General features: G+C 46.0%; 27 protein-coding genes. 8 read left to right on the top strand and 19 right to left on the bottom strand.

Annotated features, from left to right (window positions below; genetic code table 11):
* Nucleotides 1–8 precede the first annotated feature (8 nt).
* Nucleotides 9–359, top strand: coding sequence for a P-II family nitrogen regulator (locus VP472_RS17820; protein WP_003151222.1), 351 nt, complete (start codon nt 9–11; stop codon nt 357–359).
* Between the two features lie 52 nt (nt 360–411).
* On the opposite strand, the gene ftsW is transcribed toward VP472_RS17820, so the two are convergent.
* A complete protein-coding gene (gene ftsW / locus VP472_RS17825; RefSeq protein ID WP_146275698.1) occupies nt 412–1566 on the bottom strand; it encodes a putative lipid II flippase FtsW in 1155 nt (384 codons plus the stop codon).
* Nucleotides 1567–1730: 164 nt separating this feature from the next.
* Here ftsW and VP472_RS17830 point away from each other — a divergent pair, with 164 nt between their 5' ends.
* The gene (locus VP472_RS17830) at nt 1731–2306 is read left to right on the top strand and encodes an undecaprenyl-diphosphatase (RefSeq protein ID WP_003151220.1); all 576 of its coding nucleotides are present in this window, start codon (nt 1731–1733) and stop codon (nt 2304–2306) included.
* 233 nt (nt 2307–2539) lie between these two features.
* Nucleotides 2540–2908 carry a hypothetical protein gene (locus VP472_RS17835; protein WP_016937671.1) on the top strand — a complete coding sequence of 123 codons (369 nt, stop codon included), beginning with the start codon at nt 2540–2542 and terminating at the stop codon, nt 2906–2908.
* Here VP472_RS17835 and VP472_RS17840 read toward each other — a convergent pair.
* Together VP472_RS17840 and VP472_RS17845 are read right to left on the bottom strand one after the other, a co-directional pair.
* Nucleotides 2880–3359 carry a VanZ family protein gene (locus tag VP472_RS17840; protein WP_077722970.1) on the bottom strand — a complete coding sequence of 160 codons (480 nt, stop codon included), beginning with the start codon at nt 3357–3359 and terminating at the stop codon, nt 2880–2882. The two genes, VP472_RS17835 and VP472_RS17840, sit on opposite strands and share 29 nt — an antisense overlap.
* A gap of 91 nt (nt 3360–3450) precedes the next feature.
* The gene (locus VP472_RS17845; RefSeq protein ID WP_017418752.1) at nt 3451–4320 is read right to left on the bottom strand and encodes a stage II sporulation protein SpoIIQ; all 870 of its coding nucleotides are present in this window, start codon (nt 4318–4320) and stop codon (nt 3451–3453) included.
* Nucleotides 4321–4458: 138 nt separating this feature from the next.
* Between VP472_RS17845 and VP472_RS17850 the strand changes: the two genes are divergently transcribed.
* Together VP472_RS17850 and VP472_RS17855 are read left to right on the top strand one after the other, a co-directional pair.
* Nucleotides 4459–4950 (top strand): GNAT family N-acetyltransferase, encoded by a 492-nt coding sequence (locus tag VP472_RS17850; protein ID WP_101563124.1) that lies wholly within the window; start codon nt 4459–4461, stop codon nt 4948–4950.
* Nucleotides 4947–5396, top strand: coding sequence for a DUF5362 family protein (locus VP472_RS17855; RefSeq protein ID WP_003151216.1), 450 nt, complete (start codon nt 4947–4949; stop codon nt 5394–5396). The genes VP472_RS17850 and VP472_RS17855 overlap by 4 nt, the downstream gene beginning before the upstream one ends.
* 31 nt (nt 5397–5427) lie before the next feature.
* Here VP472_RS17855 and VP472_RS17860 read toward each other — a convergent pair whose 3' ends face one another.
* Entirely contained in the window at nt 5428–5865 is a 438-nt protein-coding gene (locus VP472_RS17860; protein ID WP_007614328.1) for a DUF5392 family protein, read from the bottom strand.
* A 220-nt stretch (nt 5866–6085) separates the two neighbouring features.
* Between VP472_RS17860 and cls the strand changes: the two genes are divergently transcribed.
* The 3 genes from cls (at nt 6086) to xynA (ending at nt 9170) form a co-directional block, all read left to right on the top strand.
* Nucleotides 6086–7534, top strand: coding sequence for a cardiolipin synthase (cls, locus tag VP472_RS17865; RefSeq protein ID WP_070082503.1), 1449 nt, complete (start codon nt 6086–6088; stop codon nt 7532–7534).
* 135 nt (nt 7535–7669) lie between these two features.
* A complete protein-coding gene (locus VP472_RS17870) occupies nt 7670–8056 on the top strand; it encodes a DUF5362 family protein (RefSeq protein ID WP_003151208.1) in 387 nt (128 codons plus the stop codon).
* A gap of 472 nt (nt 8057–8528) precedes the next feature.
* The gene (gene xynA, locus VP472_RS17875; RefSeq protein WP_007407578.1) at nt 8529–9170 is read left to right on the top strand and encodes an endo-1,4-beta-xylanase XynA; all 642 of its coding nucleotides are present in this window, start codon (nt 8529–8531) and stop codon (nt 9168–9170) included.
* Between the two features lie 24 nt (nt 9171–9194).
* Here the strand turns inward: xynA and VP472_RS17880 are convergent, their stop codons facing one another.
* The 15 genes from VP472_RS17880 to murA all read right to left on the bottom strand — a co-directional run bounded on the left by VP472_RS17880 (nt 9195) and on the right by murA (nt 21682).
* A complete protein-coding gene (locus VP472_RS17880) occupies nt 9195–9506 on the bottom strand; it encodes a hypothetical protein (RefSeq protein ID WP_225979767.1) in 312 nt (103 codons plus the stop codon).
* 37 nt (nt 9507–9543) lie between these two features.
* On the bottom strand, nt 9544–9948 hold the full coding sequence (locus tag VP472_RS17885) for an Rrf2 family transcriptional regulator (protein ID WP_003151203.1): 405 nt from the start codon (nt 9946–9948) through the stop codon (nt 9544–9546).
* Between the two features lie 140 nt (nt 9949–10088).
* Nucleotides 10089–11798, bottom strand: a complete 1710-nt coding sequence (gene ureC, locus VP472_RS17890; protein WP_146275700.1) for an urease subunit alpha — start codon at nt 11796–11798, stop codon at nt 10089–10091.
* Complete coding sequence (gene ureB, locus VP472_RS17895; RefSeq protein ID WP_070082506.1) at nt 11795–12169, bottom strand: urease subunit beta; 375 nt, start codon at nt 12167–12169, stop codon at nt 11795–11797. Before ureB ends, ureC begins: the two co-directional genes overlap by 4 nt.
* Nucleotides 12166–12483, bottom strand: a complete 318-nt coding sequence (gene ureA / locus VP472_RS17900; RefSeq protein ID WP_003151198.1) for an urease subunit gamma — start codon at nt 12481–12483, stop codon at nt 12166–12168. The genes ureB and ureA overlap by 4 nt, the downstream gene beginning before the upstream one ends.
* Before the next feature lie 353 nt (nt 12484–12836).
* Nucleotides 12837–13025 (bottom strand): CsbD family protein, encoded by a 189-nt coding sequence (locus VP472_RS17905; RefSeq protein WP_003151197.1) that lies wholly within the window; start codon nt 13023–13025, stop codon nt 12837–12839.
* A gap of 73 nt (nt 13026–13098) precedes the next feature.
* Nucleotides 13099–13578 (bottom strand): hypothetical protein, encoded by a 480-nt coding sequence (locus VP472_RS17910; RefSeq protein WP_065982538.1) that lies wholly within the window; start codon nt 13576–13578, stop codon nt 13099–13101.
* A 121-nt stretch (nt 13579–13699) separates the two neighbouring features.
* A complete protein-coding gene (locus tag VP472_RS17915) occupies nt 13700–14830 on the bottom strand; it encodes a response regulator aspartate phosphatase (RefSeq protein WP_053573977.1) in 1131 nt (376 codons plus the stop codon).
* 190 nt (nt 14831–15020) lie between these two features.
* Entirely contained in the window at nt 15021–16046 is a 1026-nt protein-coding gene (gene moaA, locus VP472_RS17920; protein ID WP_146275702.1) for a GTP 3',8-cyclase MoaA, read from the bottom strand.
* A 17-nt stretch (nt 16047–16063) separates the two neighbouring features.
* Nucleotides 16064–16852, bottom strand: a complete 789-nt coding sequence (gene fdhD, locus VP472_RS17925) for a formate dehydrogenase accessory sulfurtransferase FdhD (RefSeq protein WP_014306001.1) — start codon at nt 16850–16852, stop codon at nt 16064–16066.
* 95 nt (nt 16853–16947) lie between these two features.
* Nucleotides 16948–17112: a hypothetical protein gene (locus tag VP472_RS17930; protein ID WP_007407587.1), complete on the bottom strand. Its 165-nt coding sequence runs from the start codon at nt 17110–17112 to the stop codon at nt 16948–16950.
* Nucleotides 17113–17198: 86 nt separating this feature from the next.
* Nucleotides 17199–17879 carry a VWA domain-containing protein gene (locus tag VP472_RS17935; protein ID WP_015387578.1) on the bottom strand — a complete coding sequence of 227 codons (681 nt, stop codon included), beginning with the start codon at nt 17877–17879 and terminating at the stop codon, nt 17199–17201.
* Between the two features lie 310 nt (nt 17880–18189).
* The gene (locus VP472_RS17940) at nt 18190–18876 is read right to left on the bottom strand and encodes a VWA domain-containing protein (protein WP_070082507.1); all 687 of its coding nucleotides are present in this window, start codon (nt 18874–18876) and stop codon (nt 18190–18192) included.
* A 265-nt stretch (nt 18877–19141) separates the two neighbouring features.
* A complete protein-coding gene (spoIID, locus tag VP472_RS17945; RefSeq protein WP_070082508.1) occupies nt 19142–20173 on the bottom strand; it encodes a stage II sporulation protein D in 1032 nt (343 codons plus the stop codon).
* Nucleotides 20174–20371: 198 nt separating this feature from the next.
* Nucleotides 20372–21682, bottom strand: coding sequence for a UDP-N-acetylglucosamine 1-carboxyvinyltransferase (gene murA / locus VP472_RS17950; protein ID WP_007407592.1), 1311 nt, complete (start codon nt 21680–21682; stop codon nt 20372–20374).
* Nucleotides 21683–21705 lie beyond the last annotated feature (23 nt).

A 21705-nucleotide genomic window follows, 5' to 3' on the forward strand; every position in this document is an offset into this window, starting at 1 on the left:
TGGCTTAGATGAGCGGTCAAATGTTCAAGGTAGAAATCGTTACGCGTCCGGCTAAGTTTGAAACATTAAAACAGGAACTCGGTAAAATCGGAGTCACATCGCTGACCTTCTCCAACGTACACGGCTGCGGCCTTCAAAAAGCTCACACCGAACTGTACCGCGGAGTCAAAATTGAAAGCAATGTGTATGAACGGCTGAAAGTGGAAATCGTTGTCAGCAAAGTCCCCGTTGATCAAGTCGTGGAAACGGCGAAAAAAGTGCTGAAAACGGGAGAGCCCGGAGACGGCAAAATATTCGTCTATGAAATCGGAAACACGATTAATATCCGCACCGGAGAAGAAGGACCGGGAGCTTTATAAACAGACAGAACGCCCGGAGACAGAAATATCCCGGGCGTTTTTTCTGGCTTCATTAAAAAGAAGAAGCCTTTTTTTCATGCGGGGCAGGACGCTTATGCCGTACGGTTTGTTTTTTCGCATATGTACTGATATTGACCAGTATGCCGCACAAAAACAGCGTCATAATCAATGAAGAACCGCCATAGCTGATAAACGGAAGCGGCACACCCGTAACCGGGAGGAGTCCGCTCATCGCTCCCAAATTCAAGACAACCTGAAACATTAATTGAAACGTAATTCCGATGGCAAGAAGCTTCCCGAACGGGTCACCAGCCCGCACGGCCGTTTTTACGCCGAGAAGCATTAACGCAAAATATAATCCCAAAACGATCAGAACACCGAATATCCCCAGCTCTTCACTGATCACGGCCATAATGAAATCGGTATGCGCCTCAGGCAGATAGTTCATTTTTTCAACACTGTTTCCAAGCCCTCTTCCGAAAAACCCGCCTCCGGAAATAGCAAAATAGGATTGAATCAGCTGATAGCCGTCCCCGTTCGCGTCACCAAACGGATTGGTAAAGGAAACGAGGCGCTTCACACGATAGGAAGCAGAAAAGGCGAGATAAACAACCCCCGACACCGCCGTCGCGCCGAGCACGAACAGATGGCGCTTTTTCAAGCCGGCACATAATAAAATCGACCCGCACGCCGCCAGGATTAAGGAAGCCGTCCCTAAATCAGGCTCCGCCAATGTCAGCAGAAAAGCGGTCCCCAAAATCACTAAAGGCGGCAGAACCCCTTTCACAAATTGATGAATGTACGGCTGCTTTTTCGTATAAATCGAAGCGAAATACAAAATCATGGCGATCTTCGCCAATTCAGACGGCTGTACGACAAGCGGGCCCGCTCCCAGCCACCTGCGGGAAAAATTCCGCTCCAGCCCGATTCCCGGTATCAATACGAGCAGCAGCAATACCAGCGAACCGACCACAAACAGCGGTACAAGCCGGGCATACCGCTTATACGGCAGACAGGCGGCAAATAGAAATAAGCATAATCCGATCAGTAAAGAGGCACTTTGTTTATGGAAGAAATAGGATGGATCTCCGTACCGCTGAGACCCCATCACATCACTGGCGCTGTACACCATTAACAAGCCGAATCCGCAAAGCAGCATAATGACAAACACAAGCGGCAGATCGGCGTTTTTCAAACGTTTCAGCAACGGACAAAACTCCTTCGGCTATTCTTATCCCGCATACTTGACGCACAGTAATACAGTCACGTTTCATTCTGTTTACTTTTTTATGATTATTTTTAATACCAATTGTGTCTCATAGAAAAAAGCATTACACTGTTCATATAAAATAAAGATAAAAGGTGATATTTGTGAATTACGAACTATTTAAAGCGATCAATGGTTTGTCGCACCATAGTGCCATTCTCGACTCTATCATGGTATTTATAACGGAATACGCCATTTACGCCTACGCCCTTTTCCTGCTTGCCATGTGGCTGTTCGGAAGCACAAAAGGCAGACAAAACGCCCTGTACGCGGGCTTCACGGGTGTTGCGGCGCTTATCATCAACTACCTCATCACGAAAGTCTATGTCGAGCCGCGCCCCTTTGTCGAGCATACGGTTCATACGCTGATCCCTCATGCCGCGGATGCTTCATTTCCGAGTGACCATACGACAGGCGCTTTGGCGATTTCAATTGCGATTCTGTTCCGCAACAAAAAACTCGGCTGGCCGCTTGTGATTTTCGGCCTTTTGACCGGCTTCTCAAGAATTTGGGTCGGCCACCATTATCCGATCGATGTGCTCGGAAGCATTATCGTTTCCCTCATTGTCGGATTCCTGCTGTTCAGATTTTCAAATGTGCTTCGTCCGATTGTCGATCTGATCGTGCGAATCTATGAAAGTATCGTTCATAAAAGCAAATCGACAAACCATAATATATAAAAAAAGCCGGCGTCTGTCACAGACTGCCGGTTTTTGTATGTTTGTACGGGCGCCCTGCCGCACAACTCCTTCAGCTGCAGCCAAGGCGCGTTCCGTTGTCTGCCTTGGCCACGAAAAACCCGGCATCATATCAGGAATAACAGCAAGATATAAGTGAGAGAAAAACATCATTTGTTTATAATAAAAGGGATTAAGTTTTGCATAAATATTCTAGTAGAAGGGGCTAGTTTAAAATGAGAGAAGAAAATCAATTTAAAAATGAAACCTTAGGTCAAAGAAAAAGGAGAGAGATTAGAGAAAAACAACGAGCCAGAGAGAAGTCTCCTGAAGCTATAGAGAAAAAGAAGAGATTGAAACAGGAAGAACTGTATTCGATGAATAATGTACGACAAACACTTAGCAAGAGTAGCGAAAAAACAAGAAAAAGATTCGCACAAAAAGGAAAGTATACAACAGGTACTAGTAAGGAACAAAAAAAATGGGAACAAAAAAGAAAAGATAAGTACAATCAACGAGTGTGGAAAGGATGGAGGGAAAAAGATGATGATCAAGCGGCTCCTGTTACTACATACACTATAGAAGAATTAGAGAAACTAAAATAATGACTTGCGGAAGCTGTAGTAGTGGTGTACTTCTGATTGCTTCGTAAAAATGGAGCATTCTCACTTTTTTCCTTTGTAAAACACAGAATACAGCAATGCCGAGACTGTCAATCAGCACATCGCGGAGGCATCCGTTTCTGCCGAAAAAGAGCTGGACGATTTCTGTCAGGAAAGCGGCGGCCAATGCATACAGCACCGCCCTCTTCATGCGCCTGCGCCCCCTGAAAAACAAATAGGCGAGCACAAAAAATGAAAACGCGTGCCCGAGCTTTTGAATCGCCGCTTCCGGTATGGCGAGCTCCGCCATATCGAACACAAAGAAACCGGACACATCCGGATGGGACGTGAAACGGAAGGACACCGTCTGCGACACAATCATGTCGTGAAAGCTTTCAGTCAAAGCAGAAACGAAAACAAAGACGAGCCACCCGGCCGCCAGACATTTATTCATTCAGCATCTCCTTCGTTTTCTATTAGTATAAAGGCACATGCAGCAATATGAAAAGCGCCTATCAGAGCTGATAGGCGCTTAGGGATCAAGATTACTTGCCCGAATCTTTCATTGAGCCGTCATCTTTACCATCTGTCTTGTCTTTTGTGCCGTCTTCTTTGTCACCTGGTTTTTCTTCGGTTTCTTTTTTAGGCGTCACATCTTTTTTCTCGGAAGACTGCTGAATTGACCCTTCCGTTTCTTCTGTTACAGCGTTTTTCTCTTCAGCCGCCGCTTTTTCAATTGATGTTACCGGCTTGTCCATAAAATTGAGCGGGTTCATCGCTACGCCGTCCTTGCGGATTTCAAAGTGCACGTGATTTCCGCTTTCTTCACTGTAAAGGTTTTTTCCGGATTTGCCGATGACCTGGTTCTGCTTTACTTTGTCGCCCTGATCGACGCTGACTTCAGATAAAGACTGATAGACAGTAGACAGGCCGTCTGAGTGTTCAATTTCAACCACATACCCCAGTACCGGGTCTTTAGCAGCTTTAACAACCGTACCGCTCAGAGAAGCAGAAACATCAAATGATTTTCCGTCTTTCTCAGCTAAGTCAATTCCTTTACTGAGGCTGTACGTGTTATTATAGTTAACAAGTGCTGCTTCTTTCTCTTTTTTTGCGGCATCAGATTCGTAAAACTTTTTCACAACAGAAACATTTTCAGAATGAGCAGCCGGCATTGCGACGTTTTCCATTGACTTGCCTACTTCGACGGCATCGTCTTTGCCGCTGTCATACGCGGAGTTTCCGCCGTTGTTCGTCAGATTGTCCTTCACATCATTCGAAACGGATTGATACCAAAGGACAGCTGTTAAAATGACGGCCGCACTGACTAAGTAGATTGCAGGGAATATCCAGCGTTTGCGAAAAAACCGCTGAAGTTTTTTGACTTGAGAAGTTTTCTTTTCTTCCTCTCTCATTTGTTCATCACCTCAGCAACATTCTGAACACTTTTCTGAAAATATATACACATCCATAAAAAACTTTTTTGGAAGTAGTATGTGCAGATTGCACTTGATTATGTAATGAAATGTGAAGGGAGATCCCGGAATATGAATTTGACCCTGCGCAAAGCCGTATTGGAGGATTTAGATGCGGTGGTGGCCATATACAACTCGACGATTGCCTCACGCATGGTAACGGCTGATACGGAAGAAGTGACGCCCGCAGACCGGATGGATTGGTTTTTGCGGCACACGGACCGGCGCCCGCTGATGGTCGCGGAAGATGAGACCGGCAAAGTGGCGGCCTGGATCAGCTTTGAAACGTTTTACGGCCGTCCGGCCTATGACAAAACGGCGGAGATCAGCATCTATCTGCATCAGGATTGCCGCGGCAAAGGAGCAGGAAGCTTTCTGCTGAAAGAAGCCCTGGCACTCGCTCCGACAATCGGCATCCGCAGCCTGATGGCTTTTATCTTCGGACATAACGTGCCGAGCATTAAGCTGTTTGAAAAATTCGGTTTTACCGAATGGGGCGTATTCCCGGGTATCGCCGAAATGGACGGAAAACGATATGACTTGAACATTTTAGGGAGAGAACTGTCATGATCACCATCGATAAAGACAAAGACGAAAACCAGCCGCTCAATAAAAAAGCCCGTTCCCTTGCCGACATCGCCAAATGGGGAAAGATCACCGCTGTATTTCTGATCATCACGGGCTCTCTTTCCGCTCTGTCAGCCATTGTGACGCTGCTCGGAGCCATTCCGGGTGTTCTGCTCATCATTTCCGGCGTCATGCTGATGCGCTCGGCAAAAGCGGCTGCCGCCCTTCAGGAAGGGCTAGAAGAAAACGCGGAAGAAAATATGCTTGCACATTACGCGTCATTTATCAAAATGCAGTTTTTTTACGCGGCATCCAGTGTGGTATTGGGCATTCTCGCTTTTATTTTAGTCGTCATCTTCGCTGTCATCGGAATTATGGCTTATTACAGCACTGATACGTATGACACGCCTGATTCATATTACTATGAGAACGACCCTGTGTTTGAATGACAAAAAGAGCTGATCGCGCGTCAGCTCTTTTTTAATAAAGCATTTCTTTTTTCCGGTCTTCTTCCGTTAAAAATTCAATAAAGCTCTTCATCGCAGACGGCTCCTCGGCAATCAGCCGGGTATAGGCGCTTTTCCGTTCCTCAGACAGAATATCGCTTTTTCTGATCCTGTTCAGCATATAAAGGCGGATCGTTTTTTGCACCTGTTTCCGCTGATAGCCGGCTTCCTTAAAAAACGCAAGACCCAGAGCCGCAAGGAGGGCAAAAATGCCGGCCGATACGAGAGCTCCCCTCCCGGAAGGGGCCTGAATCAAAAGCGATGCCAGATGAAACAGACTAAAAGCGGCGAGCGGGAAAGCAAGAAAACGGTAAATGATGCTTTTTTTCATCAGCGGCGCGATGGCGATTTGTATTTTCTGAATTTCTTTTTTTATGAATCCCGGCAATTGTTCCGCATGCTCCAGCTTCATGCCCTCTCCCCTTTGCTGTCATTTTTGTATTCTTTTTCATATATGCATATTTTACCGCACCCGGAACTTTCTTTGAAAGAAAACTGCATTCATCTTTGATTCCGGCTCTTTATTCTTTCAAAATGTCAATGTTATAATTTGAAATGGGAATCAGATTGCTGCACTTGTCGGAATACTAATGGGCACAGTCTTGATAAATATGATATAGCGGGGTTGCAAAGTGAGCATTTCATTTATTTTATTCGGATTTTTTTTCGTTTTAAATATACTTTTGGCCATCATCATGATTTTCAAAGAAAGACGCGATGCCAGCGCTTCATGGGCTTGGCTCTTGGTTCTTTTTTTTATTCCCATTTTAGGGTTTATTTTATACCTGTTATTCGGCCATAACCTGAGACGCAAGCATCTGTTTCAATGGGAAGACCGTAAAAAAATCGGAATAGAAAAGCTGCTGAAGTTTCAGCTGAAAGATCTGAAGTCGAGGCAATTCCAATTTAACAACAGGGCGACTGTGGATAATAAAGACCTCATCTATATGCTTGTCATGAACAACCACGCAGTCTTTACAGAGGATAATTCGGTGGAGATTTTAACGGACGGGCGCGATAAGTTCAAACGCTTAATGAAGGACATTTCCAACGCAAAAGATCACATTCACCTTCAATACTATATTTATAAAGGTGATGAACTGGGAAAAAAATTGCGCGATGCCTTAGTGAAAAAAGCACGGGAAGGCGTAAAAGTCAGAGTGTTATATGATGAACTCGGTTCAAGATCACTCAGAAAAAAATTCTTCAAACCGCTGCGGGACGCCGGCGGCCATGTGGAAGTCTTTTTTCCTTCCAGGCTTCGTCCGATTAATTTGCGGCTCAATTATCGGAATCACCGCAAGCTCGTCATCATTGACGGCGAAACCGGCTATGTCGGCGGCTTTAACGTCGGAGATGAATATCTCGGCCTGAATCCGAAATTCGGCTACTGGCGCGATACGCACCTCAGACTTCAAGGCACGGCGGTACACGCCATTCAGACACGGTTTATTCTCGATTGGAACCAAGCCTCCCATCACCATACGCTCACTTACGTTCCGAATCATTTTCCGGAATGCGAGCCGAAGGGCAATGTCGGGATGCAGATTGTCACGAGCGGACCTGATTCAGAATGGGAACAAATTAAAAACGGCTATATCAAGATGATCTCAACGGCCAAACGATCGATCCTGATTCAGACGCCTTACTTTATTCCAGACTCAAGTCTTTTGGACGCCCTCAGGATCGCCTGTCTGTCAGGCATCGACGTCAAAATCATGATCCCGAACAAACCGGATCACGCTTTCGTTTACTGGGCGACTTTATCTTACATCGGCGATCTTTTGAAAGCCGGAGCCTCAGTCTACATTTACGATAACGGCTTTATTCATGCAAAAACGATTGTCGTTGATGATGAGACGGCTTCAGTCGGTACGGCGAATATCGACGTCAGAAGCTTCAGACTTAATTTTGAAGTCAACGCCTTTATTTATGACGTCACCATCGCGAAAAAACTCATTTCCTCATTTAAAGAAGATCTGCTCGTCTCCAGAAAATATACGTATGAAGAATATCAGGAGCGTTCGCTGCGGATCCGCATTAAAGAATCGATTTCAAGACTTCTGTCGCCGATTTTGTAATTCCCGGGGTGTTTCTCGGGAATTTTCTGATATAAAAACGGACACGGCATGAAAAAACACATTTTATATTCAAAAGAATGACCGAATAGTGTATAAATGAAAAGTGAGTATTTTTTTGTAAAGGAGTGCCATAGTTTGAAACCTGAATCAGTGAATCGTTCGCTTATTTCTATTTCGAAATGGGGAAAAGCGACAGGTATTTTATTTATTATTATAGGCGCGTTTGCGGCGCTGTCGGGCGCGTTTTTCTTTTTAATCGGAGCCATTCCCGGCGTTTTGCAGATCATTGCCGGCATTTTTCTGATGCGCTCGGCAAATGAAGCGGGACAGATGGCGGCGCAGTTCAATGAACTGACAGAGGAACATATGCTGGAGAATTATGCAAAGTTCGTGAAAATGCAGGGGATCTATCTGATCGTGACGGTCGGCTTGTCCGTTCTCGGTATCGTTCTTTTCATTGTCCTCATGACGCTCGGCATCGTGGACGACGCGTTTAATAATATTGATGCCAATACATATTAAAAAGGAAAATCCCGGCGCATCCGCCCGGGATTTTTTCTTATTCCGCTTCTTCGACAACGGTAAAGTTTTTCTGCTTTGGATTTGCCAATACGGCGAACAGCATTGATGCTGTATGCTCCAGCGCGCTTTCCGTTCGGGTCATGGACTCCGTGCTCTCAAGGTCTTGTAAATTCTCGCCTGCTGAAGCGCTGTATGCAGATATTCTTTCGGCAAAAAAGTTTTTTCAAATAAAACTTTTCCTCAGAGTTTCAACTGAAATCACTCAGTTCTGCGAAATAAGGCTATGGCGGTACAAGACCACTCATCATACAGTTTTTTGGGTCTTTGTAATTAAATTACAATTGTTCTTAATATTCACTCATGTATTCATGCTATTATATTGAAAGGAACGATCAAAAGCGTTGGCGTTTGTTAAATATTTACGAGTGCTGCCTCATGTCAAAGTCAGAAAAAATAGTATAGGAGGTAACATATGTTTAAGTTTAAAAAGAAATTCTTAGTGGGATTAACGGCAGCTTTCATGAGTATCAGCATGTTTTCGGCAACCGCCTCTGCAGCTGGCACAGATTACTGGCAAAATTGGACTGACGGGGGCGGAACAGTAAACGCAGTCAATGGCTCTGGCGGGAATTACAGTGTTAATTGGTCTAATACCGGGAATTTCGTTGTTGGTAAAGGCTGGACTACAGGCTCGCCATTTAGAACAATAAACTATAATGCCGGTGTTTGGGCGCCGAATGGCAATGGATATTTGACTTTATATGGCTGGACGAGAGCACCTCTCATCGAATATTATGTGGTGGATTCATGGGGTACTTACAGACCTACCGGAACGTATAAAGGTACTGTAAAGAGTGATGGAGGTACATATGACATATATACAACGACACGTTATAATGCACCTTCCATTGATGGCGATAACACTACTTTTACGCAGTACTGGAGTGTCCGCCAGTCGAAGAGACCGACAGGAAGCAACGCTGCAATCACTTTCAGCAATCATGTTAACGCATGGAAGAGCCATGGAATGAATCTGGGCAGTAATTGGGCTTATCAAGTCTTAGCAACAGAAGGATATAAAAGCAGCGGAAGTTCTAATGTAACAGTGTGGTAACAGCTCATCTTTAATGAGGGGCAGCTAACGGGCTGCTGATCGTTCCTTGAGAAATTTTATAATGATTGTGAAGAGGCGAACGGTTTTGGCATTACCGGAGGCAGGATATTCTCCATCAGTTTTTTTAGCGCGTATTAAAATAAGAGTTCCGTCTTTTTTTGGTAACCCGCTTACAACAGACACCTTCACATAAGCCTTAAGCAAAATAAAAATATCCCGGTTACCACCTCCTTTAGTTTCGGAGGATTTCTTCATTAAACAGATCGCAATCCCGCATCCAGGCTTGTCTGAAAATAGAGCCAAAACCGTGATTTCCTCATTATCCATTGTAACCATTTCCGTTACACCTATAGCGGCATGAACCCATCTCTTTTTAACAAAAGAGATGATTCATTACATCATAAAGGGACTTGCTCGCAAGTTCATTCTCCATTGCCCGCTGTACGCTTCCGAACGTCTCATCGAGCGCGCGCTGAATATTTTTGCCGACCGGACAGTCGGGGTTCGGATTGTCGTGAACCGCAAAAAGCTCTTCCTTATTCTGCACCGCCCTGTAAACCTCTAAGAGGGTGATCTCCGACGGATCTTTTTTCAGGCTGGCTCCCGGAACACCCGCCCGGGATGTCAGAATACCCGCTTTTTTCAGCTGGCTGATCGTTCTCCGCACTACGACGGGATTGGTGTTTACGCTGCCCGCAATCATGTCCGATGACGCCCGTTCATCCGTTGAGATCAGCGATAAAATGTGAATGGCCACAGCAAGACGGCTGTTAATCATGTTTTTCACCACCGTTGTAACCACAATGGTTACATTTCATTTGTTTGTCAACTACTAATATACACTAAAACGGGCGGCAGGATGAAATCAAGTTGGCAATAGAGGGTAAACAGGCCGGCGGGAAACCGGCCGGAGAGGGATTAAAATAAGAAATAACGCTGTCCTAGCGGAACATAACTGACGGGCTGGCATGCCAGCTCTTCTCCGTCGGCGAACACCTGATAGGTTTTCGGATCGACATGTATATTCGGCATCGCGTCATTCAGCTTCATGTCGAGCTTACTCAGCTTACGGATATTCCGTACGGGAGAAATCATTTTTTCAAGGCCGAGCTTTTCCGGCACACCGTTTGCGATACCGGCCTGGGACATAAATGTAATAGAGGTATTTCGGTTTGCTTTACCGTAGGATGCGTACATCTGCCGCATAAACACGGGCTCAGGCGTCGGAATGGAAGCATTCGGATCTCCCATCTGGGCGCGGGCGATCATGCCGCCTTTGAGCACAAGTTCAGGTTTGACACCGAAGAAAGCCGGGTCCCATAGTACAAGGTCTGCAAGCTTTCCTTTTTCAACGGAACCGACTTCATGGCTCAGGCCGTGAGTGACAGCCGGGTTGATCGTGTATTTGGCGATATAGCGTTTGGCGCGCACATTGTCATTGCCGTTTTCTCCTGATAGAGCGCCGCGCTGTTTTTTCATTTTATCGGCGACCTGCCATGTCCGGATAATCACTTCTCCCACCCTGCCCATCGCCTGCGAGTCAGATGACGTCATGCTGATCGCGCCGATATCGTGCAGAATATCCTCCGCCGCAATGGTGGCCGCTCTGATGCGTGAATGACTGAACGCCACGTCTTCAGGCACTTTTGAATCTAAATGATGGCATACCATCATCATATCAAGATGCTCGTCCATCGTGTTGACGGTATATGGAATCGTCGGCGTCGTAGAGGACGGCAGGATATTGGCGTAAGATGCGAGTTTCATAATATCCGGTGCGTGGCCTCCGCCGGCTCCCTCTATGTGATATGTATGGATAACCCGGTCGCCGATCGCATCAAGCGTATTTTCTAAAAAGCCCGCTTCATTTATCGTGTCTGTGTGGATCGCCACCTGAATGTCCGCCTCATCCGCTACTTCCATGCAAGCTTTAATGGCGCTTGGCGTTGATCCCCAATCTTCATGCAGCTTCAGGCCGATCGCGCCTGCTTCCACCTGCTCGATCAGCGGCGCTTTATCGGATGCATTTCCTTTTCCTAAGAAACCGACATTGATCGGAAACTCCTCAGCCGCTTCCAGCATTCTCGACATGTACCATGCACCGGATGTACAAGTCGTCGCTTTACTTCCCGTCGCAGGACCTGTTCCGCCGCCGAGAAGCGTGGTCACACCTGAAGAAAGCGCGACTTCCATCTGCTGCGGGCAGATAAAGTGGATATGCGTATCCACCCCGCCGGCCGTTACGATTTTCCCTTCGCCGGAAATGACTTCTGTTCCGGCACCGATAATCATGTGCGGGTCCACCCCATCCATCATATCAGGGTTGCCGCTTTTCCCGACGCCGACAATCCGGCCGTCCTTCACCCCGATATCCGCCTTGACGATTCCGGTATAATCCAGGATGACGGCGTTTGTAATGACCAGATCAAGCGCTCCGTCTTTCCCGGTGATACGCCCGTTCTGCCCCATGCCGTCCCGGATTGTTTTCCCTCCGCCGAAAATCATTTCTTCCCCGTAATTCGTGAAATCTTTTTCGACTTCAATCCATAAATCCGTATCTCCGAGTCTGACTTTGTCTCCCGTTGTCGGTCCGAACAGTTCTGCGTATTGCTCACGTGACATTTTCATCGGATCGCCTCCTCCATCCATCCGGCTTTTTTAAGATTTGACAGCGTCTTCTCTTTTCCCCGCTCATCCATATACGTATCGGCCATGCCGTTGAGGCCTCTGACCGTTTTTCGCCCTCCGATTTCCACGAGCGTGACGGTTTTCTCTTCTCCCGGTTCAAAACGGACAGATGTGCCTGACGGGATATCAAGGCGCATGCCGATTGCTTTGTCCCGATTGAAGGAAAGGGAGCCGTTGGCTTCGGCAAAATGAAAATGCGATCCTACCTGCACTGACCGTGTTCCGTTATTGGTGACTGACACCTCCAGCGTCTTCCGGCCTTCGTTAATGGTGATGGTCCCCTTTGCGACTTGAATCGCTCCCGGCTTCATGACTTCACCTCCGCTTTGATCGGCTGATGAACGGTGACAAGCTTAACCCCGTCCGGGAACGTCGCTTCCACCTGAATGCTGTCCAGCATTTCCGCAACACCTTCCATAACGTCTTTTTCCGTCAATACATTGCGGCCGGATTCCATCAGCTCCGCAACGCTTTTTCCGTCTCTCGCGCCTTCCATCAGATAACAGGTCAAATATGCGGCGGCTTCGGGATAATTCAGCAGGACGCCGCGCGCCTTCCGTTGCTTAGCGAGCTCTCCCGCCGTAAAAATAAGCAATTTTTCTTGTTCAACCGGTGTCAGTTTCATCTGTATTCCCCCTTAGTGATAGTCAAACGCAATCCGCATGGTCATACCGAAACGATGCAGGCGGCCGTTACCCCCTTCACCTCATGAAATGTTAAGTGATAAAAGTTATTCGACGGTGAACGGCCCGATTCCTTTTGCAGAAATGACCGATTTCTCATTTTTTTCTTCAACAAACGTTTAATTAAATGTGAAGAAAGGTTACATTCTTTGTGAATATTATAAAGAAATCGCCGGAGAATTTATAGAATATTTAAAAATTTAGTGAATATTAACCAAATGAACTGGAATTTTTGTCATTTCTCATAACAAAAAGCCCAAAATATTTTGGGCTTTTGCTGTGTTTCACGATCAAATTAATCATCACTGAGTTTATCTTTCGTTTTACCGACACCCTTTTGCAGGCTGCCTTTCGCTTTGTCTTTTTTCCCTTCCGCTTTTAAGTCGGACTTGTTTGCCATGTCGCCTGCTTTGTCCTTTGCTTCCCCTTTCATTTTGTTCATGCCGCCTTTTACTTTGTCTTTTAAACCGTTATCTTCACTCATGATCTCTTCAGCTCCTTTTGTTTTTGTGTACTTGTTTTCTTCCCTTTCAGCCCGAACACAAACATGTAAACTCTCAATTATTGATTTCACAGCGTTCCCCGTAGCGGATCACTTTGTAAACGGCCAATCCGTCTGACAGCTTATTATCCCCGTATTGCACGGGCAGAAGAGCAAAGAAAACATAATAAGTTGAAAAATAGACAAATTGGTAAAAAAATAAGTTTGGCTCAAGGACATCTTTTATGATCAGCAGATTTATTAAAAAGATAGAAGCGAGATTAAACAGACAGCCTCCGGAATAGACGAGCGCGCTCGTCAGGCGGTTATCTATCCGCAATTCGCCGAACTTGCAGAAAGAATCTATGAAGTAGATACGCCGAACCTGAATCGGCCCTACTTTTAAAAGACGTTTCCCCATTCCGATATCCAATGACGCCTTGCCTCCGAACAGCATGGCCATAAAGCTGTGTCCCGACACATGGATGACAGACACCATCGGGAGAATGATGAGAAATGAAACGAAAAACTTTATCATATCATTAAATCCGAACAACAAATCCCTCCTTCCCATCGTACTTTTTTCCCTCTTTTGCGATTTTTCCGATTTTTTCTATGATCAAACGTCTTGATGTGCATAAAAAAATAACCATCTGCTGATCAGATGGTTAAGAAAATTATATATCGTATAAACACTGTTCTTTTTGAATGTTTTCTCTCATGCGAATCGCTTTTTCATAAAAATACGCCGCTTCTTTATATTGCTCATGTGCGCTTGTGTAAACGGCGGCCTCCAAGGCGAAATCTTCAATATACACATACAGCGATTTTTCATTCATATAGTCAAACACTTCATGGATTAAATCCATATTGAGAGACTCCAAATAAAGCGCTTGTAAAAACTTATACTTCTCTAAACTGAATCGGTCGCCGCGTTCTTTCGCGATCATGATCCCTCTTTCATAATAGGTAAGGGCCGCTTGGTCATCATGCAGCCTGAAAAGGGTGTGCGTTAAGCTGAACAGCGCCTTCGGAAGCTGTTCAAGCTGATGCTCTTCAAAAACGGGAACCGCTTTTCTAAAGTACCGGGCCGCTTCATCCAGATCCCGCTTTTCAGAATAACAATTCCCCAGATTGTAAAGCGAAGACCCGATCAGGCGGGGCTGTCCTTCAAGCAAAGAAAGGCGGAGGGCTTCGTCTAAATGCTCAAGCGCTTTGTCGTAGTTTTTGCAGTCGATGTAGTTTCCTGAGATGACGAAATGGCATTGAATTCTCCGCACTCTGTAAAAATCGTGTTTCATATACGTATCCAGCGCCTGAATCCCGTGATTCATGGAAAAATGAGTCTGCTTCATGACGTAAAACACTTCAGACATCTTGAAATGGAATTCCGCCCTCTCTATATCATCCTCGACAAATGAAAGGAGTTTTTCCGCTTTCCGGTAAAAAGAAATAGCCGCAACATAGTTATTGTGATCGAATTCATACATTCCTCTGAACAAATGGAAATAATACTCAGACAGTCCTGATATACTGTCCGTGCTTTCGATCGTCTTTTGCAGCTCGCTGTACTGAATCTGTGATTGTTCGGTGCATTCCGGCTTGACGTAATCAAGCATAATATGATGGCGGTAGCTGATCAGCTGATAATATAACAGCAGCAGCTGGTCTTCCTCCATACGTTGTATATCCTCATCAATTTCCTCTTTCAGCTTTATGGCATCAGCCGCTTGAAACGCTAAAATGTGCTTGTACCATTTGTTGATCTTGACTCCAACTTGAGATGACGGAATCTCGTATGCGGTCATGCCCCTTTCACAACCTTTTCTAATTTCTATTGGTTATATTTTAACATATTGTATGGCTTTGGAATTGCATAACTTGATTGTCCTGCATCAAAATTCCTATCATATATTTCGGCTGTCACCGGTATTTTTTGAACAGACCGCTCTCATAATGTGAATAAAAAAGCCTGCCCTTGTCCGGGCAAGCTTTTCTTCATCCGCCTATATAAGACATTTCCACTTTCTTTTTCCCATCCGTTTTAGAAAGCGCGCGGTCAATTGAATACTGATCCGTGCGATTTCTCCAGACAGAAGCGATGGATTCCGTCAATTCATCATCGGTCAGACCGCCGCGCACGAGTTTCCGAACATCATAGCCGCTTGACGCAAACAGGCACGTAAACAGCTCGCCTCTCGCCGACAGGCGTGCTCTGTTGCAGGAGGCGCAGAACGCATCCGAGACGGAGGAAATCACGCCGATTTCGCCGGAACCGTCAAGATAGCGGAACCTGGAAGCGACCTCCCCTTTATAATTCGCTTCTATCGGCTCCGTCGGCATGTGCTGGTTGATCAGATCAATAATTTCGGCCTTCGTGATCACGTCTTTTTTATTCCATTGATTCGTATTGCCTACATCCATAAATTCAATAAACCGGAGAATATGACCCTTTTCTTTAAAATAGCGGGCCATCGGCAGGATATCTTTTTCATTGACGCCCTTTTGAACAACCATATTGATTTTCACACCGAGTCCGGCCGCTTTTGCCGCCTCAATGCCCTCAAGCACCTTGTTCACCGAAACGCCGCGGCCGTTAATGGCCTTAAACCGCTCATCCTCTAAAGAATCGAGGCTGACTGTCACTCGATGCAGCCCCGCCTGCTTCAGTTTTTCCACATACACGGGAAGCAGAGAGCCGTTTGTCGTCATCGCGATATCTTTAAGTCCGGGGATGCGCGCAAGTTTTTTGATCAATTCAGGCATATCTTTTCTCATGAGCGGCTCTCCGCCCGTCAGCCTGATTTTTTCAACGCCGAAGCGGCCGACAAACAGCTTCGCAAGCCGCTCAAGCTCCTCGAAGGAGAGCAATTCCGTCTTTTGTAAAAATGGATAATCCGGTCCGAATAATTCGGCTGGCATACAGTACGTGCATCTGAAGTTGCAGCGGTCGGTTACAGAGATACGAAGATCCCTGAGCGGCCTTTCCCTTTTGTCTGTCACCCGGCGCGTTTCTGTATTCATAAGCCCAAGACCCCTTTCTATTGTTCAACCCGTTCAGGATGTGTGTATACGTTAAATGATCCGTTTCTGACAAAACCGATCGCGGTGATGTTCAGCTCTTCCGCCATTTGCAGCGCGAGCTCCGTCGGCGCCGATTTTGAAATGACAATCGACACGCCGATTTTTGCGGCTTTTAATAAAACCTCTGAGGAAATCCGGCCGCTGAAGACGATCAGCTTGTCACGGACGGGCATTCCGTTTTTCAAACAGCAGCCGTACAGCTTATCCAGCGCGTTGTGGCGCCCGATATCCGTCCTCATCAAGAGCAGCTTTTCCGTATCGCACAGCGCTGCATTATGGACGCCGCCCGTTTCCCGGAATGTGCCGCTTCCGCTTTGCATCTCCTTCATCAGGCGAAGGCACGTCTCAGGAGTTATGGTAATCCGGCTGACGGCGGTTTTGGCCGTTTTCACATCCTGCTGAAAGTAAAAATGGCGGCCTTTCCCGCAGCATGAACCGATGACCCTCTTCGTATAGTCCTTTTGCTCAAGCACTCCGGGATTCGTCAGTTCAACATATGCAAACCCGAGACTTTCATCTATAGTAAAGCTTTTGATCTCTTTTTCAAAACGAATGACGCCTTCTGATGCGAGAAATCCGATGACGAGTTCCTCTAAATGGTCAGGCGTGCAGACGAGCGTAACAAATTCCTGCCCGTTCACCATGACGGTCAGCGGATACTCTGAAACCATCCGATCTGCCGTCTTTGTTAATACCCCTTTTTCATAGCGGTATATGTCTCTTACCGCTGTTGTTTTTTCATCCACTTTTTTTCCCCTCCGCAGTATCCTTCTCTTTTATTCTTCCACAATCCCTGTATTTTGTCGAATTTGCGGTTTAAAAAAAGAGCCCTCTTCGGACTCTATGTTTCGTTGCGATGATGTCTGCTCAAAATGGTGAATAAAATAACTGCGGCGATAATGGCCAATATACTGACGAATATGAAGGCGGCAAGCTTCAGAAAAATCCCCATCAGAACAAAAACGACTGCCGCCAGCACTAATATAATGCCTGCTCCTTTTAACAACAGCGTTCATCTCCTTTTATCCGTATCATTCCCGCGGTTCCGTTTTCTAAACAAAAAAAGACGCCGCGCGGGCGCCCTTTTTTAACCTATTCTTTTGCTAAATCCTTTGCAGCGTCTTCCCAAGCCTGTTTGAACTCGTCCGCGCTGTCAGCTGAGACGTATGTGCCGCCTCCCGCTTCCGCCGCTTTTTCAAGGCTTTCGCTTCCTTTCATGCCGAAGTTGAAACCGATGATATTGACGACCGTGTTGACATTCGCTTTACGGAGCTTTTGAATTTCGGCCTGAGGATTCCCGCCGCATGTTTCTTCACCGTCTGTGATCAGATATACGACGTTTTTCCCTTTAGCGCCGGCCCGCTCAAATTCTTCCCGTGTATCAGAAAGCGCTTTCGCTATCGGTGTCCAGCCAGTCGGTTTAATCTTGCTGAGTGATTGCTCAAATGGAGTCACGGCGTACGGCTGAAGGCCGTATAACGTTTCTGTCGCGTTACATGATACGGCTTTGCCTGAGTTTTTATTATTGCCCTTGTGCCCGAATACCCGAAGCATCAGATTCGTGTCTTCAGGAAGAACTTCCGCAAAAGAAGTGACAGACTCTTTCGCAACATCTATTTTACGCTCTCCCCCTGTTTTTTGTATCATGCTTCCGCTTGCGTCAAACAGCACGGCGACATTTGTTTCTTCGTGCTTTTTCTCAGCTGCAAAAACAGGCGATCCGAGTGAAAGCGTCAAAAGTCCGACAATCCCCGCAGTGAACATTTTTTTCATTTCCTTCATTCCTCTCCGTTTGTTTTTGGCCGATGGGCCCCCGGCTCTTCTCTATGCTAGATGAGGAGTATGCAAAAAGATATAGGGCGGGATTCCTTTTGTATAAGCGGCTGTACGCCGTTAAAAATGAACAGAATTATGCGCATCATCCTAAAAAGATTGGATAAATGATGACAGATTTAATGCCTTTTTCGCCCTTTTTGTAATATAAGTCCGGAATCTGATTCTTTTTACAGTTTTCTCTTCATCTTTTCTTGAAACTTTTGTTAAATGGAACATAAAAAAAAGGGCCGCTAAACGGCACCTTTTCTTATTCCGCTAATGAACTCGCTTCCATCGTAAAGATGCGGTTCATATCCTTTTGGCTGTGAGCTTCGTAATATTTTCCTCCGCCCGCACCGGCAATTGCGTGAAGCTGTCCGTTGAAGCCTTCTTTAAAGTCAAAGCCGATCACGTTGACTTTAATATGATGTTTGCGAAGTTCTTTCGCTGTCTTAATAGGATCTCCGCCGCATGTCTCCTCACCGTCTGTCAACAGGTAAACGGATTTAAAGCCGAATTTATGGACGCCGTTAAAAGAAGCCTTCGCGTCTTCTAATGCTTTTGCAATCGGTGTCCAGCCCGTAGGCCCGATTCCGTTCAGAGAGTTGAGGAAGCTCTGTCTGTCAAACTTTTGGAATCCGTATACACCGCGAATGGATTCACAAGATTGAACTTTTCCGGAGTTTTTATTATTGCCTTCCGAACCGAAAACCGTCATTCTGACCTGTGATGTAGACTTAATTCGATCTGCAAAACGGACGATTTCATCTTTTGCCATATTGTATTTAGAAACGCCGTCAATCCGTTTCGCCATACTGCCGCTCGCATCAAGCAAAATGGCGATATTGTTTTTAAATAAAAATGTCTTCTCGTTTGCATTCTCGGCAGCAAAAGCAGGAGATGCAGCAGTCAGCATCAATCCGAGCATGATTATGAGTGAAAGTGTTTTTTTCATTGCTTCTTCCCCTTTTCAATAGATTTACGTTCAACGCCGAACAATATTTATCGTAAATGAGATGAAAAGGGAAATAAATAGGACGGCGTTCCTCATTATTTTTGCGTATATTCACATAGATGCGGCATTTTTATCAGTGATTTTCACCCGGCGCTCAGCCTTCAGACGGCATTTGTCAGCCTTTAGGCTTTCGTTATATGAGTCTGTTGGTTGCTTTACCGTTTATGGAATAGTTTTCAAAAAAAACAGACGCTCATGAAAGCGTCTATTTTTTCGCCATATATTTGTTTAAAAATGAATCTGCTTCGGATATGTCCACTCCCTGATAATAATGCTTGACGATGTCCGCCACGGATTTCCCCTGCTCCGCCATGTAATTGGCCCCGTACTGGCTCATGCCGACGCCGTGGCCGAATCCTTTTGTCGTAATGGTGATGCTGCCGCCGTTCCGTTTCCATTCAAAGTCGGCAGAACGGAGTCCGAGTTTTTCCCGGATGTCTCTTCCCTTCAGCTTTTTGCCGTTTATGACGGCCGTCGCCACTTGATGGCCCGGCGTTCTGGCTGTAATCTGCCCTACCGTGTTTTGCCCCGAGAGCTGCACGCCGAGCTTTTGCTGAAACTCCGGCACACTGAAGGTCTGGGTGGCGAGATATTTCGGCGATTGCTTATCCCACGGACTTTTCACGCTCTTTAAATAAGGAATGGCGCTTGTCCAATAGGCTTCCGCATTTTCCGTATACCCGTTGCTCGTAGAGAAGAAAGATGCCTCAATCGGCTTGTTGTCGTACGTTAAAATCTTTCCTTGCGTGCCGGCGACCGCGTTTGTGATTTTCTTGAGGTTGTGTGCGTACTTAGAACCCCATTCTTTTTTCAGCTGGCTTTTGCTTTGATAGACTTGGAACATTTGCGTATCATCCACCAGTGATCCTTTCGGCGCCTGAACGGCTGAGTCAGCGACCATCAGTCTGACGATGAAAGTCCGGGCGGCGAGCGCCTGGGCTTTTAAGGCTTCCGGTTTAAAGGTTGCGGGCATTTCGGAAGCCACGACACCGATCACGTACTCTTCAAGCGGAATGTTCTCTACAGAATGTTTGGATGTCCGATAAACCGGAATGGATACAGGTGATTCTTTCAATGTTTCTGCTCCTTTTGTTTCTCGTATGGTGTGTGCTGTTTTGTGTCCGGGCTCTCTGTTTACGGCTGCTCCTTTTTCCGCCTGAAACGGAAGAACGAGAATGGTGGGAACAAGAAGAATAAGTATACACAGCCCGGATAGTAGAAATACAATCGGTTTCATATATCAGCTGCCTCCTGCTTGGGATTCGACTCTACTTCATCTTATGGGCAGGGACAAGCTAATATGACTTCCTTTTGGACAGAATCTTATTCCATTTTTCACGCGAAAAACGTATTCTTTTTTGAAAATCAGAGCATAATAATGATGATAAACCATAAAAAAACAGTATGCCAGATTGACATACTGTTTTTACAGCCATTATGCGTTTAGGTCAGTTACGACTTCTTTGCTTTCTTGTTCAGCGGCCGTTTCATCAACGACACGCTCGATGTCAGCGCCGAGAGCCGCAAGTTTTTTATGGAAATTCACATAACCGCGATCCAAGTGCTTCAGTTCCGTGACGCGTGTATGACCTTCAGCCACTAATCCCGCAAGAATCAGCGCCGCGCCCGCACGCAGGTCCGTAGCGGCAACTTCTGCGCCTTGCAGCTGTACAGGACCGTTAATGATCACAGAACGTCCTTCAATTTTAATGTCGCCATTCATCCGGCGGAATTCTTCAGCATGCATAAAACGGTTTTCAAACACAGTTTCAGTAATCATGCTTGTTCCGCTCGCACGGAGAAGCAGCGCCATCATTTGCGACTGCATATCAGTCGGGAATCCTGGGTGAGGCATCGTTTTAATGTCGATCGGCTTCAGCTGGGCAGGACCGATGACACGAAGGCCTTCTCCTTCATCCGTAATTTTGACTCCCATTTCTTCCATTTTCGCAATTAAAGACGTAAGATGCTCAGGAACCGCACCTTTTACTAATACATTTCCTTCCGTGATAGCCGCAGCCACCATGAAAGTACCCGCCTCAATACGGTCAGGAATGATGTTGTGTCTTACGCCGTGAAGCTTCTCGACACCTTCAATTTTAATGGTGCCTGTGCCGGCTCCGCGGATTTTTCCGCCCATCGCATTGATATAGTTCGCTAAGTCAACGATTTCAGGCTCTTTTGCCACGTTTTCAAGCGTTGTTGTTCCTTCAGCTAAAGCAGCTGCCATAATCAAGTTTTCTGTCGCACCCACACTTGGGAAATCTAAATAGATTTTTGCGCCCTGTAGACGGCCTTCCACTTCTGCTTCAATAAAGCCGTTGCCTACTTTGATTTTTGCACCCATTGCTTCAAAGCCTTTTAAATGCTGATCAATCGGTCTTGAGCCGATTGCGCAGCCGCCCGGAAGCGCTACTCTTGAATGACCCGTACGGGCTAACAGAGGGCCCATAACAAGCACTGACGCGCGCATTTTGCGCACATATTCAAAAGGTGCTTCTGTTTCTAAAGCGTAAGAAGCGTTTACGGTAACTTCATTATTCTCAAAATGCACATCTGCTCCTAAATGACGCAACACTTCATTAATTGTATATACATCGGAGAGCGTAGGTACATCACATATTACGCTTTTTTCTTCACTTGCTAATAAAGATGCAGCGATAACTGGTAAAACGGCATTTTTTGCTCCTTCAACTTTCACTGTGCCGTTTAACTTCTGACCGCCGCGGACGATGATTTTTTCCAAGGTATTCCCCTCCGCGTCCCTAT

This window comes from Bacillus sp. MT(2024), from assembly GCF_036362845.1.
GTDB lineage: Bacteria > Bacillota > Bacilli > Bacillales > Bacillaceae > Bacillus > Bacillus velezensis.

Coding starts and splice junctions, on each gene's coding strand:
- spoIID (WP_070082508.1), bottom strand. CDS start 20,173: ATGAAACCGATTGTATTTCTACTATCCGGGCTGTGTATACTTATTCTT.
- ureC (WP_146275700.1), bottom strand. CDS start 11,798: ATGAAAATGTCACGTGAGCAATACGCAGAACTGTTCGGACCGACAACG.
- VP472_RS17855 (WP_003151216.1), top strand. CDS start 4,947: ATGATCACCATCGATAAAGACAAAGACGAAAACCAGCCGCTCAATAAA.
- VP472_RS17840 (WP_077722970.1), bottom strand. CDS start 3,359: ATGAATAAATGTCTGGCGGCCGGGTGGCTCGTCTTTGTTTTCGTTTCT.
- VP472_RS17845 (WP_017418752.1), bottom strand. CDS start 4,320: ATGAGAGAGGAAGAAAAGAAAACTTCTCAAGTCAAAAAACTTCAGCGG.
- VP472_RS17835 (WP_016937671.1), top strand. CDS start 2,540: ATGAGAGAAGAAAATCAATTTAAAAATGAAACCTTAGGTCAAAGAAAA.
- VP472_RS17915 (WP_053573977.1), bottom strand. CDS start 14,830: ATGACCGCATACGAGATTCCGTCATCTCAAGTTGGAGTCAAGATCAAC.
- VP472_RS17880 (WP_225979767.1), bottom strand. CDS start 9,506: ATGGTTACAATGGATAATGAGGAAATCACGGTTTTGGCTCTATTTTCA.
- VP472_RS17905 (WP_003151197.1), bottom strand. CDS start 13,025: ATGAGTGAAGATAACGGTTTAAAAGACAAAGTAAAAGGCGGCATGAAC.
- VP472_RS17935 (WP_015387578.1), bottom strand. CDS start 17,879: ATGAAAAAAATGTTCACTGCGGGGATTGTCGGACTTTTGACGCTTTCA.
- moaA (WP_146275702.1), bottom strand. CDS start 16,046: ATGAATACAGAAACGCGCCGGGTGACAGACAAAAGGGAAAGGCCGCTC.
- ureA (WP_003151198.1), bottom strand. CDS start 12,483: ATGAAACTGACACCGGTTGAACAAGAAAAATTGCTTATTTTTACGGCG.
- VP472_RS17885 (WP_003151203.1), bottom strand. CDS start 9,948: ATGATTAACAGCCGTCTTGCTGTGGCCATTCACATTTTATCGCTGATC.
- VP472_RS17860 (WP_007614328.1), bottom strand. CDS start 5,865: ATGAAGCTGGAGCATGCGGAACAATTGCCGGGATTCATAAAAAAAGAA.
- ureB (WP_070082506.1), bottom strand. CDS start 12,169: ATGAAGCCGGGAGCGATTCAAGTCGCAAAGGGGACCATCACCATTAAC.
- VP472_RS17820 (WP_003151222.1), top strand. CDS start 9: ATGAGCGGTCAAATGTTCAAGGTAGAAATCGTTACGCGTCCGGCTAAG.
- VP472_RS17940 (WP_070082507.1), bottom strand. CDS start 18,876: ATGAAAAAAACACTTTCACTCATAATCATGCTCGGATTGATGCTGACT.
- xynA (WP_007407578.1), top strand. CDS start 8,529: ATGTTTAAGTTTAAAAAGAAATTCTTAGTGGGATTAACGGCAGCTTTC.